Below are 24,940 nucleotides of genomic sequence, written 5' to 3' on the forward strand. Positions count from 1 at the left end.
AGCGATGGGCCGATCAGGATCGTGCATCTAACAGATTCTCGGTGTCACGTGCAGCACAGTGGCGTCACCTTACCCCACTTTCCGCAACCTGCCAATGGCCAACAGCGGCTTTGATGAAATTCGTCTCGGCGAAGCGCGAGCCCGTGCCGGGCGCGGGATAGGGCAGGAAACTTTATCGTGTCGGCCAGGACCGGTAAGATGCACATCTCGTTTTCAATCTCGACCTTTCAGGACAACCCGCCATGAGCATCAAATCGGACAAGTGGATTCGCCGCATGGCGCAGGAACACGGCATGATCGAACCCTTCGTCGAACGCCAGGTGCGCGGCGAACAGGACAGCCGGGTGATTTCCTTCGGGGTGTCCAGCTACGGCTACGATGTGCGCTGCGCCGACGAGTTCAAGGTCTTCACCAACATCAACTCGGCGACCGTCGATCCGAAGAATTTCGACGAAGGCAGCTTCGTCGACATCAAGAGCGATGTCTGCATCATTCCGCCGAACTCCTTCGCCCTGGCGCGCACCGTCGAGTATTTCCGCATTCCCCGTGACGTGCTGACCATCTGCCTGGGCAAGAGCACTTACGCCCGCTGCGGGATCATCGTCAACGTCACGCCGCTGGAGCCTGAGTGGGAAGGTCACGTGACCCTCGAGTTCTCCAACACCACGACCCTGCCGGCGAAGATCTACGCCAACGAAGGCGTGGCGCAAATGCTGTTCCTGCAGTCCGATGAGGCCTGCGAAGTGTCGTACCGCGACCGTGGCGGCAAGTACCAGGGCCAACGTGGCGTGACCCTGCCGCGCACGTGAACCGACGAACCGGGGGAATTAGTTTCCCTTTTGACACTCCTACGAGGTAACTCCCCGGCGTGCATAACGCGCGCCGGCCTTGTCTGGAGCAGCCCATGAAACTCGACCCTGCAATCAGTGCCAAACTGGCTGGCCTGCAGCCGAACCAGATCGGCATGCTGGCGTGGAGCCTCCTTGCACACCCTCCGGTGCACTTGCATGCCGGCGGTGTACCACACCAGCCCGATCCCGACCCAGCGCCCACGGAGCCCGGCGAACCCACCATACCGGACCAGCCACCGCCTACCCCGATGGCCTGATCACCTGGGTAGTGCCCATACACGATCCCCACCCGCCACGAACAGGCGGGTGCCTGGAGAAGGGTCCACAGTCCAGCCTCCGGTGAACTCGCCGAAGGCTGGTAGCAGGCTGACAGTGTTGTCAAAGACGAAACACGGCAGCCTCAGCCGTTGCCTACCGCGACCTTTGAGCACGCAGGCCGGGTGAACGTGTCCGGCGATCACTGGCAGCGTGGCGTGGGCTTTGGGCTCGTGTGCCAACGCAATACCGCCCATCACCCAAGGTTCCTCCACCACCTCGATCCCCAGCGTGTGCGGCGGGTCGCCTGCATGGCGATCATGGTTACCCCGCACCAGAATCATCTTCAATTGCGGATGCCTGTCGCGCCACAGCGCCAGCCTGGCGAGCGTGGCCGGTGCCCGGGCGCTGCGCGCATGGAGAAAGTCGCCCAGTACGATCAATTGTTGGCAATCGTAATGTTCCAGTAGCCGGTCCAGGCGCTCCAGCGTCGCGCTGGTGGTGCCTCGGGGCACTGGCTGGTGGAGGGCACGGTAGCTGGCCGCCTTGCCGATGTGCACATCGGCCACCAGCAGCGCCCGTTGCGCCGGCCAGTAAAGCGCCTTGTCCGGTAATAGCCAGAGGGTTTCGCCGCAGTGCTCAATGACCAGATGTTGCACGTCCAGCGAGGCCTCCTCGACAGGGTGTGGGTGATTCACGGTCGGCTCGCCGCCTTCTCCAGGTCGGCCACCATCCGCGCGATACGATCGGCGAGCTTTTCGGTGCTCAGGGTCTCGCGCATCCCTTCGATCAGCAGTGCGAAAGCCAGTGGGCTGGGCCGTTGCAATGCATGCAGGTCCAGGCTCAGGCCTGCCAGTTTCTGCAATTGGTGACTCAGCCGCTCGATTTCCAGTTCTTCCATCAGCACCTCATCACGCGCCTGGCCCAGCAGCAGGTTATCCGCATCATGCTTGCGGAACACTTCGTAGAACAGACCGCTGGACGCTTGGATCTGACGGGTACTTTTCTGCGCTGCCGGGTAGCCGCCAAAGACCAGGCCGGCGATCTGGGCGATTTCTCGAAAACGCCGCAGCGCCATCTCCCCCGCATTCAAGCTGGCAAGCACATCCTCGAGCAGATCATCGACCGTCAGCGCGGCGGGCAGATACGCTGCCCAGTCCACCGCGCTGGCGGCCAGCAATTCGAAGCCATAGTCGTTGACGGCGATCGAGACCGACAGCGGCTGCTGCCGGCTGACCCGCCAAGCGAGCAGATTGGCCAGTCCCAGGTTGGCCATGCGCCCGGCGAAGGGATAGACGAACAAGTGCCAGCCCTGGCGCGTATGCAGCGTCTCGGCGAGCAAGGTGCGTTGCGTGGGCAGCGCCGACCAACTGGCCTGAAGCGCCAGCAGGGGACGCACCGCGCGCATTTCCGGGCCCTCGTAATGGCCATGGGCCGCGGCATCCAGGCGCTCGACCAGGGCATCGGCCAGCTCGCTGGACAGCGGCATGCGCCCCCCATTCCAGCGTGCCACCGCCGCTTTGCGCGCCGTGCTGCGACGCACGTAGGCGGTCATGTTTTCCACCCGTACCAGCTCCAGGATGCGCCCGCCGAACAGCAGGGTATCGCCAGGCTTGAGACGGGCGATGAACGATTCTTCGACGCTGCCCAGCGACTTGCCGCCTCCGCCTTTGCTCCAGTATTTCAGTTGCAGGCTGGCATCGCTGACGATGGTGCCGATGCCTAAGCGATGGCGGCGTGCCAGACGCTCGCTGGCCACGCGCCAGAGGCCATCGGGGTGAGCTTCGACGCGTTGGTAATCCGGGTAGGCCGTCAGCGAGCTGCCGCCATGGCGCACGAAGGCCAGTGCCCACTGCCACTGGGCGTCCTGCAAGTCCTGAAAGGCCCAGGTGCTGCGCACCTCTTCGAGTAACTGCTCAGGCCGGAACCCGCTGCCCAGCGCCATGCTGACCACGTGCTGGACCAGCACGTCCATACTCAGCCGCGGCGAGCGACGCGCCTCGATGTGCCCGGCCGCCAAGGCCTGTCGAGCCGCGGCGGCCTCCACCAGTTCCAGGCTGTGGGTCGGTACCAAGGTGATGCGGGACGTCCTGCCTGGCGCGTGTCCCGACCGCCCGGCACGCTGCAGCAGGCGCGCGATGCCTTTGGCCGAACCGATCTGCAGCACCCGTTCGACTGGCAGGAAATCCACCCCCAAGTCCAGGCTCGAGGTGCAGATCACCGCTTTCAGCGTCCCCTGCTTGAGGCTGCGCTCCACCCAGTCGCGGGTGTGCCGGGCCAGCGACGCGTGGTGCAGCGCGATCAGGCCTGCCCAGTCGGGGCGGGCATCGAGCAGCGCCTGGTACCACAATTCGGCCTGGGCGCGGGTATTGGTGAACACCAGGCTGCTGGCGCTGGCCTCGAGCTCGGCGCTGACCTTGGTCAGCATCTTCAACCCCATGTGCCCAGCCCAAGGGAATCGCTCGATTTCGTCCGGCAGCAAGGTATCGACCTGGATGCGTTTGTCCTGGCGCCCTTGCACCAGACGTCCGCCGCCAGGCAGCAGCACCTCCAGCGCGTGCGGCAGGTTGCCCAAAGTGGCCGACAGGCCCCAGACCACCAACTGTGGCTGCCAGCGCCGCAGGCGAGCCAGGGCCAGTTGCAACTGCACGCCACGCTTGTTGCCCAGCAGTTCATGCCACTCATCCACCACGATCATGCGCAGTTCGGCAAAGTCGCGCTCGGCGTGTTCACGGGTGAGCAGCAAGGTCAGGCTTTCCGGGGTGGTCACCAGCGCACTGGGCAGGCGTCGAGTCTGCCGTGCGCGCTCGGCGCTGGACGTGTCACCGCTGCGCACGCCGATGCTCCAAGGCAGCGCCAACTCATCGACCGGTGCCTGCAAGGCGCGGGCGGTATCACTGGCCAGCGCACGCATGGGCGTGATCCATAACACCTGCAGCGGCGCCGGATGACGTCCACTCACAGGACGGGCGAAGGCTCGCAGGGCACCCAACCAGACGGCGTAGGTCTTGCCGCTGCCGGTACTGGCATGCAGCAGGCCCGATTCGCCGCGCTCAATCGCTGCCCACACGGTGCGCTGGAAGGCGAAGGGCTTCCAGCGTCGGCTGCTGAACCAGGCGTTGGCGAGGTCGGGTGAGGTGGGCATCAGTGGCCGGTCTCGTCGAAGGCTGTGCTTCTACAGACCCGCCAGTGTGCGCTTTGGTTTGATTCGCGTCAGTTGGCCAGTAGATAGCCGCTACGGCACACCTGCTCGCCCGCGACATGGGCGATGACCATACCGGTCGTCGCCATGCGGCGCACGCTGCGTGCATAGAGCAGGCCGCCGTGTGCAGTGCTCACTGGGGTCACCTGGTCGTTGAGCGGGTCGATGATCTCAGCGACCTGCTGTCCCGGCTCCAGGTACTGTCCTGGCTTGGCGTGGAACACCAACAGGCCACCACGTGGCGCCGCCAGCGGCTCGACCGCTGCCAGCGGCGTGGCAGGATACCGAAGCGGGGGCAGGGGGCTCGCCTGGCCCGCGATCACGCCCCGGTGCACGAGGAAATCGAGGATCGCCTGGCAATCCTGGCGGGCCAGTTCATGGTTGACGTCGGCCTGGCCGCGCAGCTCGACGGTGACCGCCACGCAGCCCAGGGGAATCGGGAAGCGCTTGGCGAAACGCTGCTGAAGTTGCCACCAGACCAGGCTGAAGCATTCGTCGAACGACTGCCCGCCCGAGTCGGTGGCCAGCAGGCTGGCCTGGGCGCCGAGATAGCGCGCCAGCGGCTCGACCTGCGGCCAGGCTTCGGGAGTGGTGTAGAGGTGTTCGACGGCCTCGAAGTCGCAGTGCAGGTCGAGCACCAGCTCAGCGTCGCAGGCCAGGCGCTGCAAGGTCAGGCGCTGGGCCTGCAGCGGCGTCACCGCCGGGTGGGCCTCCAGCCCGCGACGCAGGTATTTGCGGATCAAGGCGAGGTTATGTTCAGGATCGCCGCTCAGCCGTGGTTCGATCTGATCGCCGATGCTGTCCGACAGATCGACGAATTTGCGGTTGAAGTTCTCGCCACTGTGCAATTCGAAACGTCCCAGCGGCGCATCCAGCAGCACCTGCTCCAGACCCACCGGGTTGGCCACGGGCACCAGCACCACCTCGCGCTGTAGCAGGCCCTGCTGGTGCAAGTCCCGCAGACGCTGCTTCAGGTGCCAGGCGACCAGCATGCCGGGCAACTCATCGGCGTGTAGCGAGGCCTGGATATAGACTTTGCCTTGGCCTCGCGGGCCGAAGTGGAAGCTGTGCAACTGACGGGTGACACCGGGAACCGGAGAGAGCAAGTCGTGGGTCAAGTGATGCATGGGAGTCCTGGGCTGCGCGGGCGTTGATCGTGGCGACTGGAAATAGAAGCACAAACTGAGCCTGCGTGCCTATGCACGTGAGCACCGCACACCGGCAAACGCGTCAGGTCGGACCGAGCAGACTCTGCAAGGTGGCCAAGTCGTCGGCCTCTTCCACGGGCTTGTCCAGGCGCCAGCGGAGCATCCGTGGAAAGCGCACGGCGATCCCGCTCTTGTGACGTTTGGACAGGGCGATGCCCTCGAAACCGAGCTCGAACACCAGGGTCGGCTTGACGCTGCGCACCGGGCCGAAAGTCTCCACGGTGGTCTTGCGGATGATCGCATCGACCTTGCGCATTTCTTCGTCGCTGAGCCCCGAATAGGCCTTGGCGAAGGGCACCAGGGTGCGTTGTGGAGCACCGGCAGGGGCATCCCAGACGGCGAAGGTGTAGTCGCTGTAAAGGCTGGCGCGGCGGCCATGGCCGCGCTGGGCATAGATCAGCACTGCATCGACGCTGAAGGGGTCGATCTTCCACTTCCACCACACGCCCAGATCCTTGGTGCGACCGACGCCATACAGTGCATCGCGCCGCTTGAGCATCAACCCTTCGACGCCAAGGCTGCGCGATTGCTCGCGCTGTTCGGCCAGGCCCGCCCAGTCGTCTGCCTGCAGCAGAGGGGACAGCAGTACCGGCGCCAGCGGGTGTTCGTTCAGCAGACGTTCCAGCCCACTGCGCCGCTCGTGCTGCGGGCGGCTGCGCCAGTCTTCTCCCTGATACTCGAGCAGGTCGTAGGCCTGCAGCACCACCGGCGCATCGGCGAGCAGCTTCTTGCCGAGGATCTTGCGACCCAGGCGCTGCTGCAACAAGGCAAAAGGCTGCACCGCGGGCGCGTCTTGCGTGGTGCCAGGCTTCCACACCAGGATTTCGCCATCGAGTACCACGCCGTCCGGCAGGGTTTCGGCCAGGCTGTGCAGTTCGGGAAAACGCTCCGTGACCAATTCTTCGCCGCGCGACCAGATCCACAATTGGCCCTCGCGCTTGACCACCTGGGCACGGATACCGTCCCACTTCCATTCCACTTGCCAGTCTTCGACCGGGCCGATCAACGTGGCGAAGTCTTCCACCGGCGCTTGCAGGGCATGGGCCAGGAAGAATGGGTAGGGCTGTCCGCCGCGTTGGGCGTGTTCGTCGTCCGATTCCGGGGCAATCAGTTTCAGGTAGCTGTCGGGCGTCGGTCGATGGCTGAGGTCGGTGTAGCCGACCAACCGTTGCGCCACACGCTTGGGGTCCAGGTCGCACAATTGGGCCAGTGCGCGAGTGACCAGCAGTTTCGACACCCCGACTCGGAAACTGCCGGTGATCAACTTCAGGCACAGCATGAGGCTGGGACGGTCCAGACGCAGCCACAGTTGCGGTAACCGTTCGCCAATCACCTCGGCGGGTTGCCCACGCAGGGGCAGCAGGTGCTGCTCGACCCACTGCGCCAGTCCTTCATCGCTGTCGTGATCGTGCTGTGGCAGCAGCAGTGAAATGGTTTCGGCCAGGTCGCCGACCGACTGGTAGCTCTCCTCGAACAACCAGTCCGGCAAGCCCGCCATGGCCGTGGCCAACTCGCGGAGCAAGCGGGTGGGCACCAGTTGCCGTGGGCGACCGCCGGCCAGGAAATAGACCGCCCAGGCCGCGTCGGCGGCCGGAGCCTCGGCGAAGTAGTCGCGCAGGGCCTGTAGCTTGGCATTGCTCGAAGTGGTTGCGTCCAGACGCAGGTAGAGCTCGGCGAAATCCTTCATGGTGCAGGCTCCGCAGCGGGGGCGTCATCCTCATCGCCGTATTCGGTGACGAAGGCGCGGGCGTCCAGGCCCTGTTCGCACAGGTAGCGCACCAGCACGCCGACCGAGCCGTGGGTGACCATCACCCGCTCGGCACCGGTTTGGCCGATGGCCCATAGCAGGCCGGGCCAGTCGGCATGGTCGGAGAGCACGAAGCCGCGGTCCACGCCACGCCGCCGACGGGTTCCGCGCAACAACATCCAGCCGCTGGCGAAGGCGTCGCTGTAGTCGCCGAAACGCCGCATCCAACTGCTGCCGCCGGCCGATGGTGGTGCCAGCACCAAGGCCTGGCGCATCAGCGGATCATTGCGCGGGATATCACCGGCATAGCGGGTTTCCGGAAGCGCGATACCGGCTTCGCGGTAGACCCGGTTCAGCGGCTCCACGGCGCCATGCACCAGAATCGGCCCGAGGCTGGCGTCCAGCCCATGGAGGATGCGCTGGGCCTTGCCGAAGGCATAGCAGAACAGCACGCTGGCCTTGCCCTGGTCGCGGTTGCTGCGCCACCAGGCGTTGATGTCGGCGAACACCTCGGCCTGGGAGGGCCAGCGATAGATCGGCAGACCGAAGGTGGATTCGGTGATGAAGGTGTGACAACGCACCGGCTCGAACGGCGCGCAGGTGCCGTCGGGCTCGACCTTGTAGTCGCCCGACGCCACCCACACCTCGCCCTCGTACTCCAGCCGTACCTGCGCCGAGCCGAGGACATGCCCGGCAGGATGGAAGCTCAAGGTCACGCCGTGGTGCACCAGACGCTCGCCGTACGGCAGGGTCTGCAGGTCGATGTCCTGGCCCAGTCGGCTGCGCAGAATGCCGGCGCCGGGGGCTGCACACAGGTAGTGTCCGTTGCCGGTGCGGGCATGGTCGCCGTGGCCGTGGGTGATCACCGCGCGCTCCACTGGCCGCCATGGATCGATGTAGAAATCTCCGGGTGGACAATACAGGCCTTCGGGACGGGCGATCACGAGATCCATGGGCATTCGCGCTGGCTGGGGTTATTGCTTAGGAGCGCGACGTCGGCGTGGAAGTTCGGCTGGATCGAAGCACGCCGAGCGACCCTGGCGGGCCGCTCGGCAATAGGGCTACTTGCCCGGGGTGAGGGTCAGGCGCTGGCTGCCGTAGGCGCGGGCGAAGTTCTGCGGCTGCAGCGGCAGGGTAGTGAAACGGCCCTTGAACCAGGCGTCCAGGCCGTCGGCGTAGTGGGCGCTGGCAGCGTTGCCGGACTGACCGCTGCTGGTCAGCACTTGCAGCGGTTCGGCCTGGCCGAAGTCGACGATCATCCGCGCCGAGGCCGGCAACCTGGTCTCGAAGTCACGGCCCCAGGCGTAGGGCGTCAGGGCCAGGGTGCTGAAGTCGCCACCGGCCGCCATCGGTGCCTGGTTCAGGGCGTCGCCCAGGCCATGTACGTTCGGCGCAGGCCAGTGGTATTGGTGCAGCTTGCCCCATTGCCAGGCCTTGCGGTCGGCGCCGAATCTGGCGATGCCTTCGTCCATGGCCGCCGCGAGGCTACGGGCGAGAATGGTCGGTTTGTCTTCCTTCTGCGGCGTGCTGCGGTCGTCCCAGAACGGGCTGTCTTCACGGCCGAGCAGGTGATCGGCCTGGGCCGAATAAGACAGCTCGGCATTGCTCACGAAGGCTTGCCAGGCGGCACTGGACTCAGGGCCGAGGTCGTCGAGGAAGGTCTGGCGCACGACGGTCTGCAGGAACAGTTCATAGAGCGCGGCGTCGGCCGAGACCGGACTGAGGCGACCGTCGAAGGCTTTCAGCCTGGCCAGGGTTTCGCGGGCCTTGTCGCGCTGTGCGGCAGGCAACGCGTCGATGGCCTGCTTGAGCGGCTGGGCCATGCCGGGCGCGTCGAACATGCGCTTGAGCTTGTCGGCGAGCAGCGTCACCTGGTCGTTCTGCAGGGCCATCAGGCTGCGGCTGTCGTGGCGACCGTTGCCCGCCAGTTGGCCCAGACGCTCGGCGCGTTCGGGGTAATACCAGGTACTCGACAGCTGCATGCCATAGCCTTTGGGCAGGCTGCGCTGGTTGGCGTGGCCGATCCAGCCACTGGGCGGATCCTGGTCGTAGGGGTGAAGCATGGCGTCGGCGAAACCGTCCCAGTCATAACGCCCGTCCCAGCCAGGGGAGGGCAGCAGGCCCTGGCCTTCATGACGGTTCGGGTAGCGCCCGCTGACCTGCCAACCGATATGCTCGGGTTCGGCGAAGACGAAGTTCAAGGCCGCGGCGCCGATTTCGCGGGTGCTGTCGAAGGCGCGTTCCAGCGTGCTGGCGCGGGTCAGGTCGAACAGCGCGTCCAGGCTACGGTCGTCCTTGAGCTGCGGCAAGTGCAGGGCAAGGCCGTAGCCGTTGCCGGGCTGGCCGAGCAGGGTGCCGTGGCGGGTGTCGTACAGCACTTCGCGCACGGGTCGCTGACCGCGCACGAAGAAGGTCTCGTTGCGCCCACGCGCAGCCTGCCACTTGCCGTCGGCCAAGTAGGTGAGCTGGTTGCCCTGGCGGCGCAGTTGTTCGAGGAACAGGTCCTGGTTATCGGCCATGACCGCGCTGGCGCTCCACGCCAACTTGCCGTTGTAGCCGGCCAGCACGATGGGCAAACCGGGCAGCGACAGACCGGCGACCTGGTACTTGCTGGTGTGGATCTGCACCGGGCTCAAGGCCCAGGCGGCGCGGCTGTCGCTGGCCAGCAGGCTCTTGCCGCTGCGGCTGCGCAGCGGACCCAGCGCGAGGTTGGACGAGCCGGCGCTGCCCAGCAGGCCCAGCTCGGTGAGCTTCTGGCTGGCCGCAGTGACGTCGCCCAGGCCGGGGATGCGCGTCAGATCGATGCCCTTGAGCTTGTCGGCCTCGCCATTGGCCAAGGCCTCGTCAGGGGCGCTGGGCAGCAGCCAGGCGAGTTTGTCGCTGCCGACTTTCTGCGCCAGGGTGAGCGCGGACAGCTCTTCCTGCAGGTTCACCGACTGGCTGAAGGCATACAGACTGAAAATCAGCGCCGAGTCCTCGGCTTTCCAGTACTCAGGGCGATAGCCGCTGCTGGCCAGGTCGCTGGGCAGTTTGTCGCGGTAGCGGAACAGGTAGGCGTTGACGCCTCGGGCGTAGACTTCGAAGAAGCGCTTGAGCCGCGGTGAGGCATCGGCATATTGCTGGGCGGCGCTTTGCTTGAGATTGGCCGCGCGCATCAGCCGGTCGATATCGAGCGCCTCGGCCCCGGCGATTTCGGACAGGCGCCCCTGGGCCAGCAAGCGCATGGCGATCATCTGTTCGATGCGGTCGCCAGCATGCACATAGCCCAGACTGAACAGTGCATCGTGAAAGCTGCTGCTCTCGATCAGCGGCGCGCCCATGGCGTTACGCCGTACCGAGACGTTCTGCGCCAGTCCTTTGAGCGGCTGCACGCCGGTGCTCGGCGGCACACTGTCCTGATGGCCGCCCACCTGACAGCCGGCAAGCCCGAGCAGGCCGAGCAGCACGGCGCCAGGGCCGAACCGGAAACGCAAAGGAGGAAACACGGGGGCAGCCATTGCAAAGGCTCCTGAAGAGGGGAAGTCGGCTAGTTTCAAGCGGGTAAGTTTCAAGCGGTAAGTTGCAAGCGGCAAGGTGCAAGTAAAGGCGCGTGAGCCCACGCATCGCGAGCGACTTCGAGGGGCGGCGCCTCGGCATGCCCGCACTCCAAGCTTGCCGCTCGCGGCTAATTCAAGCGCCGTGGCACTTCTTGAATTTCTTTTCGCTGCCGCAGGGGCACGGGTCGTTGCGGCCGACGTCTTTCAGCGCATTGCGCACCGGCTCCTGATGGCCGTGGTTGCAGTGCGGGCCGTGCACATGGCCGTGGTCGTGGTGGTGGTCGTGACCGTGGTCGCAGTCGGGGCCATGGACATGGGGTTGTTGGGTCATTGCGGGTTACTCCGGTTTGAGATCGCCGCGGATTATCTCACCACTGCGCGACAAGTGCAGGTCCCTGTGCACGATCAGCCCGGTGGCAAGCTCGGCCTGCAAACTGTAGTTCAAGGGTTTGCCACTTCTGAGCAGCTTGGCCAGCGGTTTGAGGTGCTGCCAGAGGTTGGTGCGCACATCGATCTTGAAGGTCCGCCGCGAGTGGGCGCCGACGCTGCGCCACAGGCTGGCCTCGTCCTGCACCAGCAGCAGGTCGCCCAGGCGTACCGTATAGGCAATGGTGCGGATGAACAGACGACTGTCGGTCGGGTTGTCGACACGCACATGCAGGACGAATTGCTGCTGGTGCAGGCGCGCCTTGACCGTTTCCACGCGCAGTAAATGAACCTCGGGCCGGGCCCGCTCGCTGGCGTCCCAGCCCGCGCAACCGCCCAGCCAGAGGAAGGTGACAGTTAGCAGGCAGAGCCGCCCGATGAAGTTCATGGTCAGTGGCCGACGTAGCTGGCGCAGCATTTCTTGAACTTCTGCCCGCTGGCGCAGGGGCAGGGATCGTTGCGCCCGGCGCGCAGTGCCACGGTGGGGTCGATGAAATACCAGTGCCCGCCATGCTGCACGAAGGCCGAGCGTTCGCGGTGCTGGTGGTCGCCTTGTTGATCGTGCCAGCGCGCGGTGAAGGTGACGAATGCATGCTCAGGCTGTCCGCCGAGCACTTCGCTGCTTTCGACGTCCAGGCCCAGCCAGGTGCTCTGGGCGCTCCAGGTGGCCATGGCGGCGCGGTCCAGATCGGCTTGCTGGGCGGGCAGCGTGGTTGCCACCAGGTAGTCCACCAGGCCCAGTACATAGGCGCTGTAGCGCGAGCGCATCAAGGCCTGGGCATCGGCTGCCGGCGTGCCTGCATGGAAGCGCCCACAGCAGGCGTCGAGAAGATTGCCGCTGCCGCAGGGACAGACCGTAACGCTCATGAAGTCACCACCAGTACTTGCCGAAGTTTTGCGGATTGGCCCAGAACTTGGCATTGAGCCAGTCCGGCACCTGCTTGTAGTCATGCAGATCATAGGTGAACAGGCTCAGCACCTGCTCCTGGCGGCGAAACTTTTCGCTCGCCGACATCGCCAGGGCGAAGAAGTCGGTGTCGTGCCAGCCGCAGGCGGCCAGGTCGGCCAACACGGCCACCTTGCTGGCGTTGAGATTGCGGATGCCGCCCAACAGTTCCAGGCCGCTGCGCTTGGGCAGGTGCTCCAGGCAGTCCACCAGCACGGCCAGGTCGAAACGCTGCGCGGCCAAGTCGGCGGGCAGCGGCCCCGGCGCGGCTACCTGCACCTGGGTCGCCGGGTGTGCGGCGGCAAAGGCGTCCAGGGCCGGGAAACGCGAGCCCACCAGCAGCAGGCGGGCGGGTGCGAAGCGCTCGAGCAGGGCCGCCAGGGCCTGTTGCGGAGTGCGCTGGGAAAAACCGTCGGTCATTGCCAATCCTCGTTCAGGTCGCTCTAGACTAGCGGGCCTGGCTTTGCGGGCAAAGCGGGTTGTGGTGCAGTCATGGCCCATTGCTGGCAGAGCGGGCACGGGCGGTCTTTACTCCCTGAGCATCGGTCGTGCACCGATTCCCTCAGGAGAGACGACAAAAATGAGCATAGTACGCACTGCGATACCCCTGGTTCTGATCACCGGTGTGTTGACCGGGTGTGCAGGCCTGCAGAAAACCGACTGGCCGAAATGCGCAGCGGTCGGTGGTGTAGGGGGCGCGGCCCTGGGCGCCATCGAAAGTTCGAGCTGGGCTGGCTGGGGCGCCTTGCTCGGCGGTGGCCTGGCAGCCGGTTACTGCTGGTCCCATGGCGACGGTGACGAAGACGGCGATGGCGTGCCGGACAGCCGCGACAAGTGCCCCGGTACGCCGCGTGGGGTCCAGGTCGACGCCAACGGTTGTCCACTGCAGCCGGTGGTCGAGGAGCGGGTGGTCGAGGAGGTGGTGGTGGTCGAGAGGGAAGAGGTCATCGTCATCCGCGACGTGCACTTCGAGTTCGACTCGGCGCGGCTCACCGCCACCGACAAAGAGCGCCTGAACAGCGTAGCCACCCGCTTGAAGCAAGAGGCGCCCAGCGCCCGCCTGAGCGTCACCGGGTACACCGACAGTGTCGGCGCCGATGGCTACAATCAGAAACTTTCCGAGCGTCGTGCCCATTCGGTGACCGACTACCTGATCGGCAGCGGTATACCGCGTGACCGCTTCGTGTCGGTGGTCGGCGCGGGCGAGCGTCAGCCAGTGGCCGACAACGCCACGGCCGAGGGCCGCGCCCTGAACCGTCGCACCGAGATCAAGATCCAGCGTTGATGGGCCGCGTCCACGTCGCCGGTCGGGGCGTGGGCTTGTGCTGCGAAGCCGTGTCGCCGGCCCCTGGCGCACGGCCCGGCACGGCGTTACTGTTGGCCGCAGCGTCCGCTCGAACGGGCCGCAAGCCAACAACAAGACAGTCGGGGGCGAGGTATGAAATTCATCTTGGGTCTGGGCAAGGCCCTGACGGTGGTGTTCTGGTGGGTGGTGCTGGTCAATCTGACCCTGCCGCAGCCATTGCCATTGAATCTGTTGATCAATGCAGCCGGTGCGTTCTTGCTGGCCCTGCACCTGCTTGAGGTGCTGATGTTCAATGCCAGTCTTCGCGGGCGCAGTCACCGCTGGTTCGATCGCCTGCAAATCCTGTTGACCGGCATCTTTCACGTCATGTCCATTCCCCGTCCGCTGGAGGCTCCGCGCCATGCGTAAGTTGATGTTGTTGGCCGCGTTGGCCGCTCCGCTGGCGCAGGCCGAAAGCCTTCAGGTGGGTGCCCATTCCATGCTGCGGTTGCCGAACAAGTCGTCCAGCGTGCACCTGGAGCGTGTCGAGGTGGCCGACTCGGCGACGCTGCTGCTGCCGGCCACGCTGACCGCGCTGAAGATCGACCACTTGGTCATGGGCCGCGAGGCACGTATCGCCATCGCGCCGGCGCCGAGCGCGTTGAGCATCGAGGCCGGTACCGCGGTGCTCGGTCCTGGTAGCGAGATCAGCGCGCCCGGCGCTGCCGGAACCTATCAGCGCCCTGCACGCCCAGGGCGTGACCTGGACCTGCGCTTGCAGACACTGGAGGCCGAGCAACTGATGATCGATGCCAGGGGTGGGGCCGGAGCGCCTGGCTTTGCCGGTCTCGACGGCGGTACTGGCAGCGCCGGAGGCTGCACCTGGGGCACTGCCAGCCGCGGCGCGAATGGCGACAATGGCGGTGACGGCCACGATGGCGCTGCGGGCGGACGGGTGCGTCTGGCCGTCCCCGGTGATTTCCCGGTGGAGCGCATTCAGGTCCGTGTCGAAGGCGGCGCTCCGGGTCAACCCGGCGCGGCGGGCAAAGCGGGGCAGGGCGGGGCCAGCAAAGGCTGTCTGGTGTATCGCACCGCAGCGGGCAGCGCGGGGCGAGCGGGCTTGCCAGGACAGCCCGGGCTGGCCGGGGCAGCGGGGGAGTTGATTCTGCAAACGATCCGTTAGTTCGGTGCTCAGGGCTGCACTGCAGCCCTGCTCGATCTGTCAGAGGGGAAGGCGCGAACTGGCGACGGCCACCACGGCGACGCCCAGCAGCAGGTTGATGCCGACCATCCGTCGGATCCTGCCCAGCACCGCAGCACCCGAGGCCCAGTCCTCGGCTTGCACGGCGGTGCGCAACTCCGGGAGCAGCAGCGCCTGCACGCGCATGAACAACGCGAACATCGCGATGCCGCCGCCGATCATCACCTGAACGTGGCGTGGCGCGGCATCGAAGCCGCCGAAGCGCAGGTGCAACATGCCGATACCACTGATCGCCAGCACCGCCACGGCCAGCCAGACCCATCCGAAGAAACGTCGGAAAACTTCCAGCCACAGCCGCAGGCGCGCTGGCCCTTCCAGCGCTACGACTGCCGCCGGGCGCAGTATCAGCCAGGCGAAGAACATGCCGCCGACCCAGACCAACGCGGCCAGAACGTGCAGTGTGTAGGGCAGGGCAAAGGCAAGCATCCGGATCTCCATGGGGCATCGAGGGCAATGACGGGGTATGATAGCCGCCCCATGCAAAACACTGAAAATATATCCAGCCCGTCGGGCGCGCCCAGACCATGATCAGCAATGAACTAAAAGCCACCATCCAGGGCGCCTACTCGCGTTTTCTCGAAGCCAAAAGCCTCAAGCCTCGCTACGGCCAGCGCCTGATGATCGCCGAAGTGGCCAAGGTGCTCGGCGATATCGCTTGTGACGAGGAAGGTCGTCGATCTGGTGAACCCGCCGTGGTGGCGGTCGAGGCCGGCACCGGTACCGGCAAGACGGTCGCCTACAGCCTCGCCGCGATCCCCGCTGCCAAGGCTGCGGGCAAGCGTCTGGTGATTGCCACCGCCACCGTCGCCTTGCAGGAGCAGATCGTCTTCAAGGACCTTCCCGACCTGATGCGCAACAGCGGCCTGAATTTCAGCTTCGCGCTGGCCAAAGGGCGGGGCCGCTACCTGTGCCTGTCCAAACTCGACGTGCTGCTGCAGGAAGGCCACGCGCAGTCGGCCACCGCTCAGTTGTTCGAAGAGGAAGGTTTCCACATCGAGGTGGATGAGCGCAGCCAGAAGCTGTTCAACAGCATGATCGAGAAGCTTGCCGGCAACCGCTGGGATGGCGACCGCGACAGTTGGCCCGAAACCCTCGAGGACCAGGACTGGGCGCGCCTGACCACCGACCACAGCCAGTGCACTGGCCGGCATTGCCCGAATTTTCAGCAGTGTGTCTTCTATAAAGCCCGCGAAGGCATGGGTAAGGTCGACGTCATCGTCACCAACCATGACATGGTTCTTGCCGACCTGGCGCTCGGTGGCGGTGCAGTGCTGCCCGACCCACGCGACACGATGTACGTGTTCGACGAAGGCCACCACCTGCCGGACAAGGCTATCGGCCATTTCGCCCACTATTCGCGTCTGCGCTCCACCGCCGACTGGCTGGAGCAGACCGCCAAGAACCTGGCCAAGCTGTTGGCCCAGCACCCGCTGCCAGGCGACCTTGGCCGGCTGATCGAGCAGGTGCCGGAGTTGGCGCGGGAAATCCGCACCCAGCAGCAGTTCATGTTCACCCTGTGCGAACAGGTAGCCGACTTCCGCGTGGGCGAAGACATGGAGGGCCGTGACCGACCGCGCTATCGCTTCGAGGGTGGCGTGGTGCCCGAGCAGATCCGCGAGGTGGGCATCGAGCTGAAGAAAGGCTTCACCCGGCTCAATGACCTGTTCACCCGCTTGGCCGACCTGCTCAAGGAAGGCATGGATGGCGAGGTCAACATCGGCATCGCCAGTCACCAGGCCGAAGAGTGGTACCCGCTGTTCGGCAGCCTGGTGACCCGCGCCCAGGGTAATTGGGAGCTGTGGACGGCGTTCACTGCCGAAGATCCGCAGGACAGTCCGCCCATGGCGCGCTGGTTGACCCTCGCCGAAAGCGGCGCGCTGTTCGACATCGAAGTCAATGCCAGCCCGATCCTGGCCGCCGAGATGCTGCGGCGCAATCTCTGGCATGTCGCCTACGGTGCCTTGGTCACCTCGGCGACGTTGACGGCGCTCGGCAAGTTCGACCGGTTCCGCATGCGCTCGGGGCTGCCCCGCGATGCCGTCACCTGCGTGGTGCCCAGTCCCTTCGTGCACGGCGATGCCGGTCTGCTGCGCGTACCGGACCTGGGCGCCGACCCGCGCGATGCCGCCGGGCATACCGCAGCCATCATCCGCGAACTGCCGGCGATCGTCGAAGACGCGCGCGGTGCGCTGGTGCTGTTCTCGTCGCGCAAGCAGATGCAGGATGTGTTCGACGGCCTGGACCGCGACTGGCGCAAGCTGGTGCTGATCCAGGGCAACCTGTCCAAGCAGGAAACCCTGAACAAGCACAAGGCGCGGGTCGACGACGGCCAGCACAGTGTCCTGTTCGGCCTCGCCAGCTTTGCCGAAGGGGTCGACCTGCCAGGTGCCTACTGCGAGCACGTGGTCATCGCCAAGATCCCATTTGCGGTGCCCGACGACCCGGTTGAAGCCGCGCTCGCCGAATGGATCGAGGCCCGTGGCGGCAATCCGTTCATGGAAATTGCCGTGCCCGATGCCTCGCTGCGCCTGATCCAGGCGTGCGGTCGCCTGCTGCGTACCGAGCAGGACCGCGGCGTCATCACCTTGCTCGACCGGCGTTTGGTCACCCAGCGCTACGGCAAGGCTATCCTCAATGCACTACCGCCCTTCCGGCGGGAGATTCAGTAAACGGCTGGAGCACGATGCTCCGGCCTGTTGTCCATGACTCGATACGGGCCCATGAGGGCCTTGAAGGAGAGCCCCGTCCACATGATCCGCCGCACCCTGCCCGTTGTCCTTACCCTGTTGTGCAGCACTGGCGTGCTGGCTGAGCAGCAGACGCTGTTCAGCTTCGTGCGTCCGACCTCGATGGTGACGGTCACCACCGAAGATACCGGCATGCCGCAATACAATGCGGAACAGACGGCCGAGGGCGAGGTGCTTCGACGCGTGGTGTTCAACCCGGTGGCGCATCCTACCCTGCGCCTGAGTCCCCAGACTGGCGTGTGGGACTGGTCGGCTGGGCAGTTCCTGACGCTGCGCCTGCAGAGTGCCCAGGACTGGGCGCTGACCGTGGATGTGACGGTCACGGGCGGTGACGGCCGCAGCCTGGTCAGCCGTATCGATCTGCCGGCAGGCCCGGCGCAAACGGTGATGGTGCCGCTCAAGGCCAGTTCGCCGCTCAGCCAGGGCATGCGCGCCGGTCCGCCGATGCCCTGGAGTTACGACGGCCAACGTCTGCTGTTGACCAGTAGCAGCGGCGAGCTGGACCTCAAACAGGTGGCGTCGGTCAGCTTGAGCATTCCCCAGCCCAAGGTCGCGCAGAACCTGCTGGTGGAAAAGCTCGGCCTGGAGAGCGACGACCGCGCAGTGCGTGCGGCCTACAGCGAGTTGATCGATGCCTATGGTCAGTCCACTCGCAGTCGCTGGCCAGAAAAGATCGCCAGCGACGAGCAACTCAAGGCAGCCGATGTCCGCGAACAGCAGCAACTCAAACGTTGGCTGGGCGAGCGCGAGCAACAGTCGCTCGACCTTTATGGCGGCGTGATCGCCGGTCCGGCCTTCGAGGCCCAAGGCTTCTTCAGAACCGAAAAGCGCGATGGGCGCTGGTATCTGGTCACGCCGCAAGGCCATGCGTTCTATTCCCTGGGCGTCAATGCCGTGTCTGCGGACGGTGGGCGCACCTACGTCGCTGGACGGGAAACGATGTTCAAGGGCCTGCCGGCGCAGGGCGAGGCACTCTCGGCATTCTATGGTGAAGGCAACAATGACGATGGCAACGCGTCTTCCCAGGGGCGCGGCTTCAAGCAAGGCCGCTGGTTCGACTTCTACGCGGCCAACCTGCAGCGCACCTACGCCAAGCCCTGCACGCCGGTCGCCGAGAGTCAAGGGCCCGCCGACTGTGCGACTGCGACTCTCGATGCGACGCGCTGGCAAACCCATAGCCTCGACCGGTTGCTGGCCTGGGGTTTCAATACCTTGGGTAACTGGAGCGATCCAGCGTTGGGTGAGGCGCAGAGGGTGCCTTACACCCTGCCACTGTCGATTGTCGGTGACTACGCCAGCATTAGTACGGGCATGGACTGGTGGGGCCGCATGCCCGATCCGTTCGACCCGCGCTTTGCCATGGCCACCGAGCGGGCGGTGGCCATCGCGACCCGCGACCACCGCGACGATCCTTGGCTGATCGGCTATTTCGCCGACAACGAGCTGGCCTGGGCCGCGCCTGGCGACGATCCCAAGGCGCGTTATGGCTTGGCCTTCGGTACGCTTCGGCTGACCACCGATGTGCCCGCCAAGCGCGCGTTCCTCAAGCAGTTGCGCGACAAGTACCGCAACCAGGAGGGTCTGTCGAAAGCCTGGGGCATCGAGCTCAAGGCCTGGGAACTGATGGAAGACCCAGGCTTCGAGGCGCCGTTGCCCAATGCCGAGCATCCGGAGATCGAGCGTGACTATCAGTACTTCCAGCAGGTGTTCGCCCAGACCTACTTCAAGACCATCTCCGATGCCCTGAAGTGGCATGCGCCCAATCACCTGCTGCTGGGTGGGCGCTATGCGATCAGCACACCGGAAGCGGTCGAGGCATGCGCCGAATTCTGCGATGTCATCAGTTTCAACTTCTATACCCTCAAGCCCCAGGACGGCTATGACTTCGCGCGTCTGGCCGAGTTGGACAAGCCGGTACTGGTCTCGGAGTTCCAGTTCGGCTCGCGCGACCGTGGTCCGTTCTGGCCTGGGCCGCTGGAAGTGGCGCGGGAAGAGGATCGAGGTCCGGCCTACAGCAATTTCCTCAAGGCCGCGCTGGCCCAGCCAATGATCGTCGGGGCGCATTGGTTCCAGTACCTGGATCAGCCCGCCAGTGGTCGGCTGCTCGATGGTGAGAACGGCCATCTCGGGCTGGTGGCCATCACCGATGTCGCCTATCCGGGCTTCGTCGAAGCGGTGCGCAAGAGCAATCGGGAAACCCTCGAGGAGGTGCGTCGAATGCTGGAGTCCAAGACGCGCTGAGCGTCGTTGGGGAACTTGGGCTTTTTCCGACAACCTTCCGGCCACATTCAGTAGGCAAAACCGCCAACTACTGAAACAATGCCCGCCTTTGACTGGCAAGTGGTACGGAGAGCGGGCGGGTGCACATTCAGGGTCACTTTGAGCTGAAGTTCGAGGCAGTGCGCGACGCCTTTGCCGCCTTGTTCGAGGATTCCCAGGAGCGTGGTGCGGCGCTGTGCATTCAGGTGGGCGGAGAGACCGTCATCGACCTGTGGGCGGGCACAGCCGACAAGGACGGGCAGCAGGCTTGGCACAGTGACACCCTTGCTAACCTGTTTTCCTGTACCAAGACCTTCACCGCAGTAACCGCGCTGCAGTTGGTCGGCGAGGGCAAGCTGGCACTGGATGCCCCTGTGGCCCGTTACTGGCCCGAGTTTGCCCAGGCTGGCAAGGAAGGCATCACGCTGCGCCATCTGCTCAGTCACCGTGCCGGCCTGCCAGCCATCCGTCATCTGCTGCCGGCCGAGGCGCTCTACGACTGGTCGTTCATGGTCGATACCCTGGCGGCCGAGGCGCCTTGGTGGACACCGGGCACTGAGCATGGCTATGCCGCCATCACCTACGGCTGGCTGATCGGCGAACTGATCCGGCGCGCCGACGGTCGCGGCCCGGGCGATTCGATCGTGGCCCGCACAGCGCGTCCTCTGGGTCTGGATTTCCATGTGGGCTTGGACGATGCCGAATTCCACCGTGTCGCGCATATCGCTCGCGGCAAGGGCAACCCCGGGGACGCCGCTGCCCAGCGCTTGCTGCAGGTGACGATGCGTGAGCCGCAGGCGCTGTCCACCCGCGCTTTCACCAATCCCCCGGCGATTCTCACCAGCACCAACAAGCCCGAGTGGCGCCGCATGCAGCAACCGGCTGCCAATGGCCACGGCAATGCGCGCAGCCTGGCTGGTTTCTACGCCGGTCTGCTCGATGGCAGTCTGCTGGAGTCGGAGCTGCTCGACGAGTTGACCCGCGAGCACAGCCTTGGCCAGGACCGGACGCTGCTGACCCAGACCCGCTTCGGCCTGGGCTGCATGCTCGACCAGCCCCAGGTCGCCAACGCCACGTTCGGGCTGGGCGCACGGGCGTTCGGTCATCCCGGCGCAGGTGGTTCGGTCGGTTTTGCCGACCCGGAGTACGACGTGGCGTTCGGCTTTGTCACCAACACCCTCGGGCCTTACGTGCTGATGGATCCGCGGGCGCAGAAACTGGTGCGGGTACTGTCCAATTGCCTTTGATCGGGTAATGCGGGTAATGCCCGATTCCTTTGACTATCCTCAATGCCAACGCCACCACGGGTGGGCAAAATCTTCTTCTAATTCATGGTGTATCGCCGATGTCTTCACACAAAACCTTAGCACTCGCCCTGTGCCTGGCCATGACCGGCTGCGCCAGCCAAACCCCGGATGGCTCCAAGAGCGCGGCCCTGAGCTGGTGGCCGTTTGGTTCGGACAAGGTCGCTGACCAGGAAGTGAAAGCGGCGGTCACCGAGAAGGTTGCGAAAGCTGACGCCAAGTCCGAGGGCGGCAGTCACTGGTGGTGGCCGTTTGGCTCGAGCGAGAAGCAGGCTGAAGCGCCAGTCGTACCGAAGATCGACCAGAAGGCCACCCAGGCCTGGCTGGATGCGTACGAACCCAAGCTGCGCGAAGCCGCCAAGGACAGCAAGCTGGAGGTGGAGCGTCGTGAAGATGTACTGGTCGTGATCCTGCCGGTCGACGGTTCGTACAACCCAGATCGACCCAATATGCTGCTCCCCGTCACGCTCGGCCCTATCACCCGTGTGGCCAAGATTGTCGAAGGCGATCCCAAGACCGCAGTGCTGGTGCTCGGCCACGCCGACACCAGCGGTGTTGCCGTCGCCAACCAGAAACTCAGCCTGGAGCGCGCGGCCTCGGTATCGGCTATTTTCCGTTTGAGCGGCCTGCAGCGTGATCGCCTCAACCTCAAGGGCATGGGTGCGGTCATGCCGCGTGCAGCCAATGACAGTGTCGAGGGCCGGGCGCTGAACCGCCGTGTCGAGATGCTGCTGACCCCGCAGAACACCATGCTGGCGCTGCTCGCCAAGTATCAGCAGGCAGCCCCAGCGCCTATGGCTGCTCCGGCGGCAATGGTTGCGGCGCAAGACGCCAAAGCGCCAGTCAAGGCCGCTGCGGCCAAGCCAGCCGCCAAACCTGCGACCAAGGCCGCCGCCAAGCCTGCTGCGAAGAAGACTGCGAGCAAGGCTGCTGCCAAGCCCGCCGCTAAGAAGGCGGCTGCAAAACCCGCCGCGAAAAAGGCGACCACTACTACGGACAAGAAAGTCGCCGCCAATAGCCCTGCGAAGACCAACTGATCGTCAAGGAAACGCAGCAATGACCCAATCCCTGGCCGATATGCGGCGCGACTACACCCGTGATGGCCTGGCCGAAGAGCAGGCCCCGGCCGAGCCCTTCGCCTTGTTCCACCACTGGTTCGGCGATGCGGTGAAGACCGAGCAGCCGCCAGTGGAGGCCAACGCCATGACGCTGGCCACGGTCGATGGTCAGGGGCGCCCGCATTGCCGGGTGTTGCTGCTCAAAGGGCTCGATGAGCGCGGGTTCACTTTTTTCACCAACTACGAGAGCGCCAAGGGCCAGCAACTGCTGGTCAATCCTTTTGCGGCCATGACCTTTTTCTGGCCTGCGCTGGAGCGTCAAGTGCGCATCGAGGGGCGAGTGGAAAAGGTCTCGGCGAAGGAGTCGGACGATTACTACCAAGTGCGTCCTCTGGGTAGTCGCCTGGGTGCCTGGGCGTCGCCGCAAAGCCGGGTGATCGCTGACCGTGCCGAGCTCGAAGGCTTGGTCAAGGCTACCGAAGCGCGGTTCTCCGACACTCAGCCGCACTGTCCGGAACACTGGGGCGGCTATCGTTTGCTGCCTGAGCGCATCGAATTCTGGCAAGGCCGTTCGAGCCGTTTGCACGATCGTTTGAACTACCGCTGGATCGACGGTGTGTGGCAGCGAGAGCGTCTGGCGCCTTGATCGGTGAGGGCCGTTCAGGCCCTCGTCTTCACGCAGCTTCCTTCGCGTAGGCATCGGCCTCACGCTTCAACCAGTCCGCCAGTTGCCCTCGAGCGATCTTCTGTTCTCGCGCCTGTGCCAATCGTTGCAGCACATAGGCAACTTTTGCGGCGTCCTGGCCCGCCAGTGACAGCGCCAGGTCACGGTCCATCCAGCGCCGCATACGCAGGTATAGCCAGCCGTGAAAGTACAGGCCGGCGGCGGTGGTCACCGCGACGATGAAGTAATCCATGGCTATCATTGGTCTCAGTATTCAAGCGCGGCGATGGGCTATCGCCTGTACCTGAACTGAATGAAAACAATTTAATAGCCTGGGTGTCGTGACACCCATCAATGCGCGGAGTCTAATGGACACCTGACTTATGGAGATTTCCCATGCGTAAATCCGTTCTGCTGATGGCCAGCTTCACCACCATGGCGCTGCTGCTCGGCGGTTGCCAGTCGAGCCTGACCGGCGACAGCTATTCCCGTGACGAGGCCCGCCGTGTGCAAACCGTGCGCATGGGCACCATCGAATCCCTGCGTCCGGTGAAGATCGAAGGCAGCAAGACGCCGATCGGTGGTGGCGCAGGTGCCATCGTCGGTGGTGTTGCAGGCAGCGCAGTCGGCGGCGGTCGTGGCAGCATCGTCGCTGCGGTGATTGGTGCAGTGGCCGGTGGCCTGGCGGGTTCTGCCGCCGAAGAGGGCTTGACCCGCACTCAAGGTGTCGAAATCACCGTGCGTGAAGACGACGGCAGCATGCGAGCCTATGTGCAGCAAGTGCAGCAGAACGAGATCTTCCGCGTTGGCGAGCGCGTGCGCATCATGACGGTCGATGGCACCAGTCGCGTTACCCACTGATTGCTAAGTATGAAAAACCCGACTCGGCACGGCCGGTCGGGTTTTTTTGCGCTTGGCGATCAGGGCGTGGCCGTTGCAGGATCGCGCTGGCGACTGGCTGCCGCCGTGACGGCGTAGCCGATCAACGCCGCGAAGAACGAGCCGGTCAGAATGCCCATTCGATCCTCGCCCGCATATTCGCTCACCCCTGAAGGGAAGGCCAGGGATCCGACGAACAGGCTCATTGTGAATCCGATCCCGCACAAGATGGCTACACCGAAAACCTGGCCCCAATTGGCGCCTGCTGGCAGCGAAGCCAGGCGCAGCTTTATGGCGACCCAAGTAAGGCCGAACACACCGACCGTTTTGCCCAGCACCAGGCCGATGGCTACGCCCAGCGGCACGGAGTGGATGAAGCTCTGAGCCGTTACACCGACCAGCGAAACCCCGGCGTTGGCGAAGGCGAACAAGGGAAGGATCGCATAGGCCACCCAAGGGTGTAGTGCATGTTCCAGCGTGATCAGCGGCGAGGCGGTTTTGTCGTCGCGGCCCCGCAGCGGGATGAACATCGCCAACATGACGCCCGCAAGCGTGGCATGGATGCCGCTTTTCAGCACGCAGACCCACAGCACCAGGCCGACGATCAGGTAGGGTGCCAAGCGTTTGACCCCCAGCCGATTCATCCCCAGCAGTACTAGCAGACACGCGCCTGCCAGGCTCAGCGCCAGACTCGAAAGGGCGCCGGAATAGAACAGGGCGATGATGATGATCGCGCCCAGGTCATCGATGATTGCCAGCGTCATCAGGAACAGTTTCAGCGACACAGGTACGCGCTTGCCGAGCAGTGCCAGCACGCCGAGGGCGAAGGCGATATCGGTCGCCGTGGGGATTGCCCAACCCGCCAACGTGGCAGGGTTGTCGCGGTTGATGAACCAGTAGATCAAGGCGGGCACCAGCATGCCGCCGACGGCTGCGGTCGCTGGAAGAATGATTTGCGATGGCTTGGACAGCTGGCCCTGGAAGACTTCTCGCTTGACCTCCAGGCCGATCAGCAGGAAGAACAGTGCCATGAGGCCATCGTTGATCCACAGCAGCAGGGGCTTGGCGATAAGCAGGTCGCTGATCTGCACGGCCACCGGCACGTCGAGAAAACTGACGTACCACGGCGAGAGTGAAGAGTTGTTGACGATCAGGGCAATGACCGCTGCAGTGATCAGCAGCAGGCCGCTGGCGGATTCCAGCTGAAGGAAGCGATTGATAAGACTGCGCACGGATGAACGGCTCCACGACTTGGGCGAACAGGGGATACACCCTAGCGTGCAGCGTTATGCTTTAGAATAAAAACTATATT

General features: G+C 64.8%; 24 protein-coding genes. 11 read left to right on the forward strand and 13 right to left on the reverse strand.

The features are described 5' to 3' along the window. The first annotated feature begins 242 nt into the window (after positions 1-242). Both dcd and NJ69_RS02410 read left to right on the forward strand, forming a co-directional pair. Positions 243-809 (forward strand): dCTP deaminase, encoded by a 567-nt coding sequence (gene dcd / locus NJ69_RS02405; RefSeq protein ID WP_029613227.1) that lies wholly within the window; start codon positions 243-245, stop codon positions 807-809. 95 nt (positions 810-904) lie between these two features. Continuing rightward, positions 905-1,108 carry a hypothetical protein gene (locus NJ69_RS02410; protein WP_029613226.1) on the forward strand — a complete coding sequence of 68 codons (204 nt, stop codon included), beginning with the start codon at positions 905-907 and terminating at the stop codon, positions 1,106-1,108. Here NJ69_RS02410 and pdeM read toward each other — a convergent pair whose 3' ends face one another. The 10 genes from pdeM to NJ69_RS02460 all read right to left on the reverse strand — a co-directional run bounded on the left by pdeM (position 1,109) and on the right by NJ69_RS02460 (position 12,591). After that, entirely contained in the window at positions 1,109-1,765 is a 657-nt protein-coding gene (gene pdeM, locus NJ69_RS02415) for a ligase-associated DNA damage response endonuclease PdeM (RefSeq protein ID WP_029613225.1), read from the reverse strand. It lies immediately after the preceding gene. Between the two features lie 35 nt (positions 1,766-1,800). Next, positions 1,801-4,251, reverse strand: a complete 2,451-nt coding sequence (locus tag NJ69_RS02420) for a ligase-associated DNA damage response DEXH box helicase (protein ID WP_039575962.1) — start codon at positions 4,249-4,251, stop codon at positions 1,801-1,803. Between the two features lie 68 nt (positions 4,252-4,319). Next, positions 4,320-5,435, reverse strand: a complete 1,116-nt coding sequence (locus NJ69_RS02425; RefSeq protein WP_039575964.1) for a succinylglutamate desuccinylase/aspartoacylase family protein — start codon at positions 5,433-5,435, stop codon at positions 4,320-4,322. Positions 5,436-5,538: 103 nt separating this feature from the next. Continuing rightward, a complete protein-coding gene (locus tag NJ69_RS02430) occupies positions 5,539-7,203 on the reverse strand; it encodes an ATP-dependent DNA ligase (RefSeq protein ID WP_039575967.1) in 1,665 nt (554 codons plus the stop codon). Then, entirely contained in the window at positions 7,200-8,216 is a 1,017-nt protein-coding gene (locus tag NJ69_RS02435) for a ligase-associated DNA damage response exonuclease (RefSeq protein ID WP_039575969.1), read from the reverse strand. The genes NJ69_RS02430 and NJ69_RS02435 overlap by 4 nt, the downstream gene beginning before the upstream one ends. A gap of 108 nt (positions 8,217-8,324) precedes the next feature. Beyond that, positions 8,325-10,760 carry a penicillin acylase family protein gene (locus NJ69_RS02440; RefSeq protein ID WP_039575972.1) on the reverse strand — a complete coding sequence of 812 codons (2,436 nt, stop codon included), beginning with the start codon at positions 10,758-10,760 and terminating at the stop codon, positions 8,325-8,327. Positions 10,761-10,932: 172 nt separating this feature from the next. Beyond that, positions 10,933-11,130, reverse strand: coding sequence for an SEC-C metal-binding domain-containing protein (locus NJ69_RS02445; RefSeq protein WP_029613223.1), 198 nt, complete (start codon positions 11,128-11,130; stop codon positions 10,933-10,935). Positions 11,131-11,136: 6 nt separating this feature from the next. Next, positions 11,137-11,613, reverse strand: a complete 477-nt coding sequence (locus NJ69_RS02450; RefSeq protein ID WP_039575973.1) for an LEA type 2 family protein — start codon at positions 11,611-11,613, stop codon at positions 11,137-11,139. Between the two features lie 2 nt (positions 11,614-11,615). Further along, positions 11,616-12,092: a YchJ family protein gene (locus NJ69_RS02455; protein ID WP_029613221.1), complete on the reverse strand. Its 477-nt coding sequence runs from the start codon at positions 12,090-12,092 to the stop codon at positions 11,616-11,618. Positions 12,093-12,096: 4 nt separating this feature from the next. Continuing rightward, positions 12,097-12,591, reverse strand: a complete 495-nt coding sequence (locus NJ69_RS02460) for a DUF6231 family protein (protein WP_039575975.1) — start codon at positions 12,589-12,591, stop codon at positions 12,097-12,099. 160 nt (positions 12,592-12,751) lie between these two features. Between NJ69_RS02460 and NJ69_RS02465 the strand changes: the two genes are divergently transcribed. The 3 genes from NJ69_RS02465 (at position 12,752) to NJ69_RS02475 (ending at position 14,639) form a co-directional block, all read left to right on the forward strand. Continuing rightward, positions 12,752-13,456 carry an OmpA family protein gene (locus NJ69_RS02465; RefSeq protein ID WP_029613219.1) on the forward strand — a complete coding sequence of 235 codons (705 nt, stop codon included), beginning with the start codon at positions 12,752-12,754 and terminating at the stop codon, positions 13,454-13,456. Positions 13,457-13,609: 153 nt separating this feature from the next. After that, positions 13,610-13,885 carry a DUF1145 domain-containing protein gene (locus NJ69_RS02470; protein ID WP_029613218.1) on the forward strand — a complete coding sequence of 92 codons (276 nt, stop codon included), beginning with the start codon at positions 13,610-13,612 and terminating at the stop codon, positions 13,883-13,885. After that, on the forward strand, positions 13,878-14,639 hold the full coding sequence (locus NJ69_RS02475) for a hypothetical protein (RefSeq protein WP_039575977.1): 762 nt from the start codon (positions 13,878-13,880) through the stop codon (positions 14,637-14,639). Before NJ69_RS02470 ends, NJ69_RS02475 begins: the two co-directional genes overlap by 8 nt. A gap of 39 nt (positions 14,640-14,678) precedes the next feature. Here the strand turns inward: NJ69_RS02475 and NJ69_RS02480 are convergent, their stop codons facing one another. Further along, entirely contained in the window at positions 14,679-15,143 is a 465-nt protein-coding gene (locus NJ69_RS02480; RefSeq protein WP_039575979.1) for a CopD family protein, read from the reverse strand. A gap of 98 nt (positions 15,144-15,241) precedes the next feature. On the opposite strand from NJ69_RS02480, the gene dinG reads away from it, so the two are divergent. The 5 genes from dinG to pdxH all read left to right on the forward strand — a co-directional run bounded on the left by dinG (position 15,242) and on the right by pdxH (position 22,731). Further along, positions 15,242-17,386: an ATP-dependent DNA helicase DinG gene (gene dinG, locus NJ69_RS02485; protein ID WP_039575980.1), complete on the forward strand. Its 2,145-nt coding sequence runs from the start codon at positions 15,242-15,244 to the stop codon at positions 17,384-17,386. 81 nt (positions 17,387-17,467) lie between these two features. Beyond that, positions 17,468-19,705, forward strand: a complete 2,238-nt coding sequence (locus NJ69_RS02490) for a beta-galactosidase (protein ID WP_039575981.1) — start codon at positions 17,468-17,470, stop codon at positions 19,703-19,705. 119 nt (positions 19,706-19,824) lie between these two features. Further along, on the forward strand, positions 19,825-20,970 hold the full coding sequence (locus tag NJ69_RS02495; RefSeq protein ID WP_039575982.1) for an EstA family serine hydrolase: 1,146 nt from the start codon (positions 19,825-19,827) through the stop codon (positions 20,968-20,970). A gap of 98 nt (positions 20,971-21,068) precedes the next feature. Then, positions 21,069-22,064 (forward strand): OmpA family protein, encoded by a 996-nt coding sequence (locus NJ69_RS02500; protein WP_039575983.1) that lies wholly within the window; start codon positions 21,069-21,071, stop codon positions 22,062-22,064. 19 nt (positions 22,065-22,083) lie between these two features. Then, positions 22,084-22,731 (forward strand): pyridoxamine 5'-phosphate oxidase, encoded by a 648-nt coding sequence (gene pdxH / locus NJ69_RS02505; RefSeq protein WP_039575984.1) that lies wholly within the window; start codon positions 22,084-22,086, stop codon positions 22,729-22,731. Positions 22,732-22,759: 28 nt separating this feature from the next. Here the strand turns inward: pdxH and NJ69_RS02510 are convergent, their stop codons facing one another. Next, positions 22,760-23,002: a hypothetical protein gene (locus NJ69_RS02510; protein ID WP_039575985.1), complete on the reverse strand. Its 243-nt coding sequence runs from the start codon at positions 23,000-23,002 to the stop codon at positions 22,760-22,762. Between the two features lie 143 nt (positions 23,003-23,145). On the opposite strand from NJ69_RS02510, the gene NJ69_RS02515 reads away from it, so the two are divergent. Further along, the gene (locus NJ69_RS02515; RefSeq protein ID WP_029613212.1) at positions 23,146-23,610 is read left to right on the forward strand and encodes a glycine zipper 2TM domain-containing protein; all 465 of its coding nucleotides are present in this window, start codon (positions 23,146-23,148) and stop codon (positions 23,608-23,610) included. 59 nt (positions 23,611-23,669) lie between these two features. On the opposite strand, the gene nhaA is transcribed toward NJ69_RS02515, so the two are convergent. Continuing rightward, a complete protein-coding gene (nhaA, locus tag NJ69_RS02520; protein ID WP_029613211.1) occupies positions 23,670-24,860 on the reverse strand; it encodes a Na+/H+ antiporter NhaA in 1,191 nt (396 codons plus the stop codon). Positions 24,861-24,940: the final 80 nt, after the last annotated feature.

Origin of the sequence: Pseudomonas parafulva (assembly GCF_000800255.1) — a bacterium.
In the GTDB taxonomy this organism is placed as follows: domain Bacteria; phylum Pseudomonadota; class Gammaproteobacteria; order Pseudomonadales; family Pseudomonadaceae; genus Aquipseudomonas; species Aquipseudomonas boreofloridensis.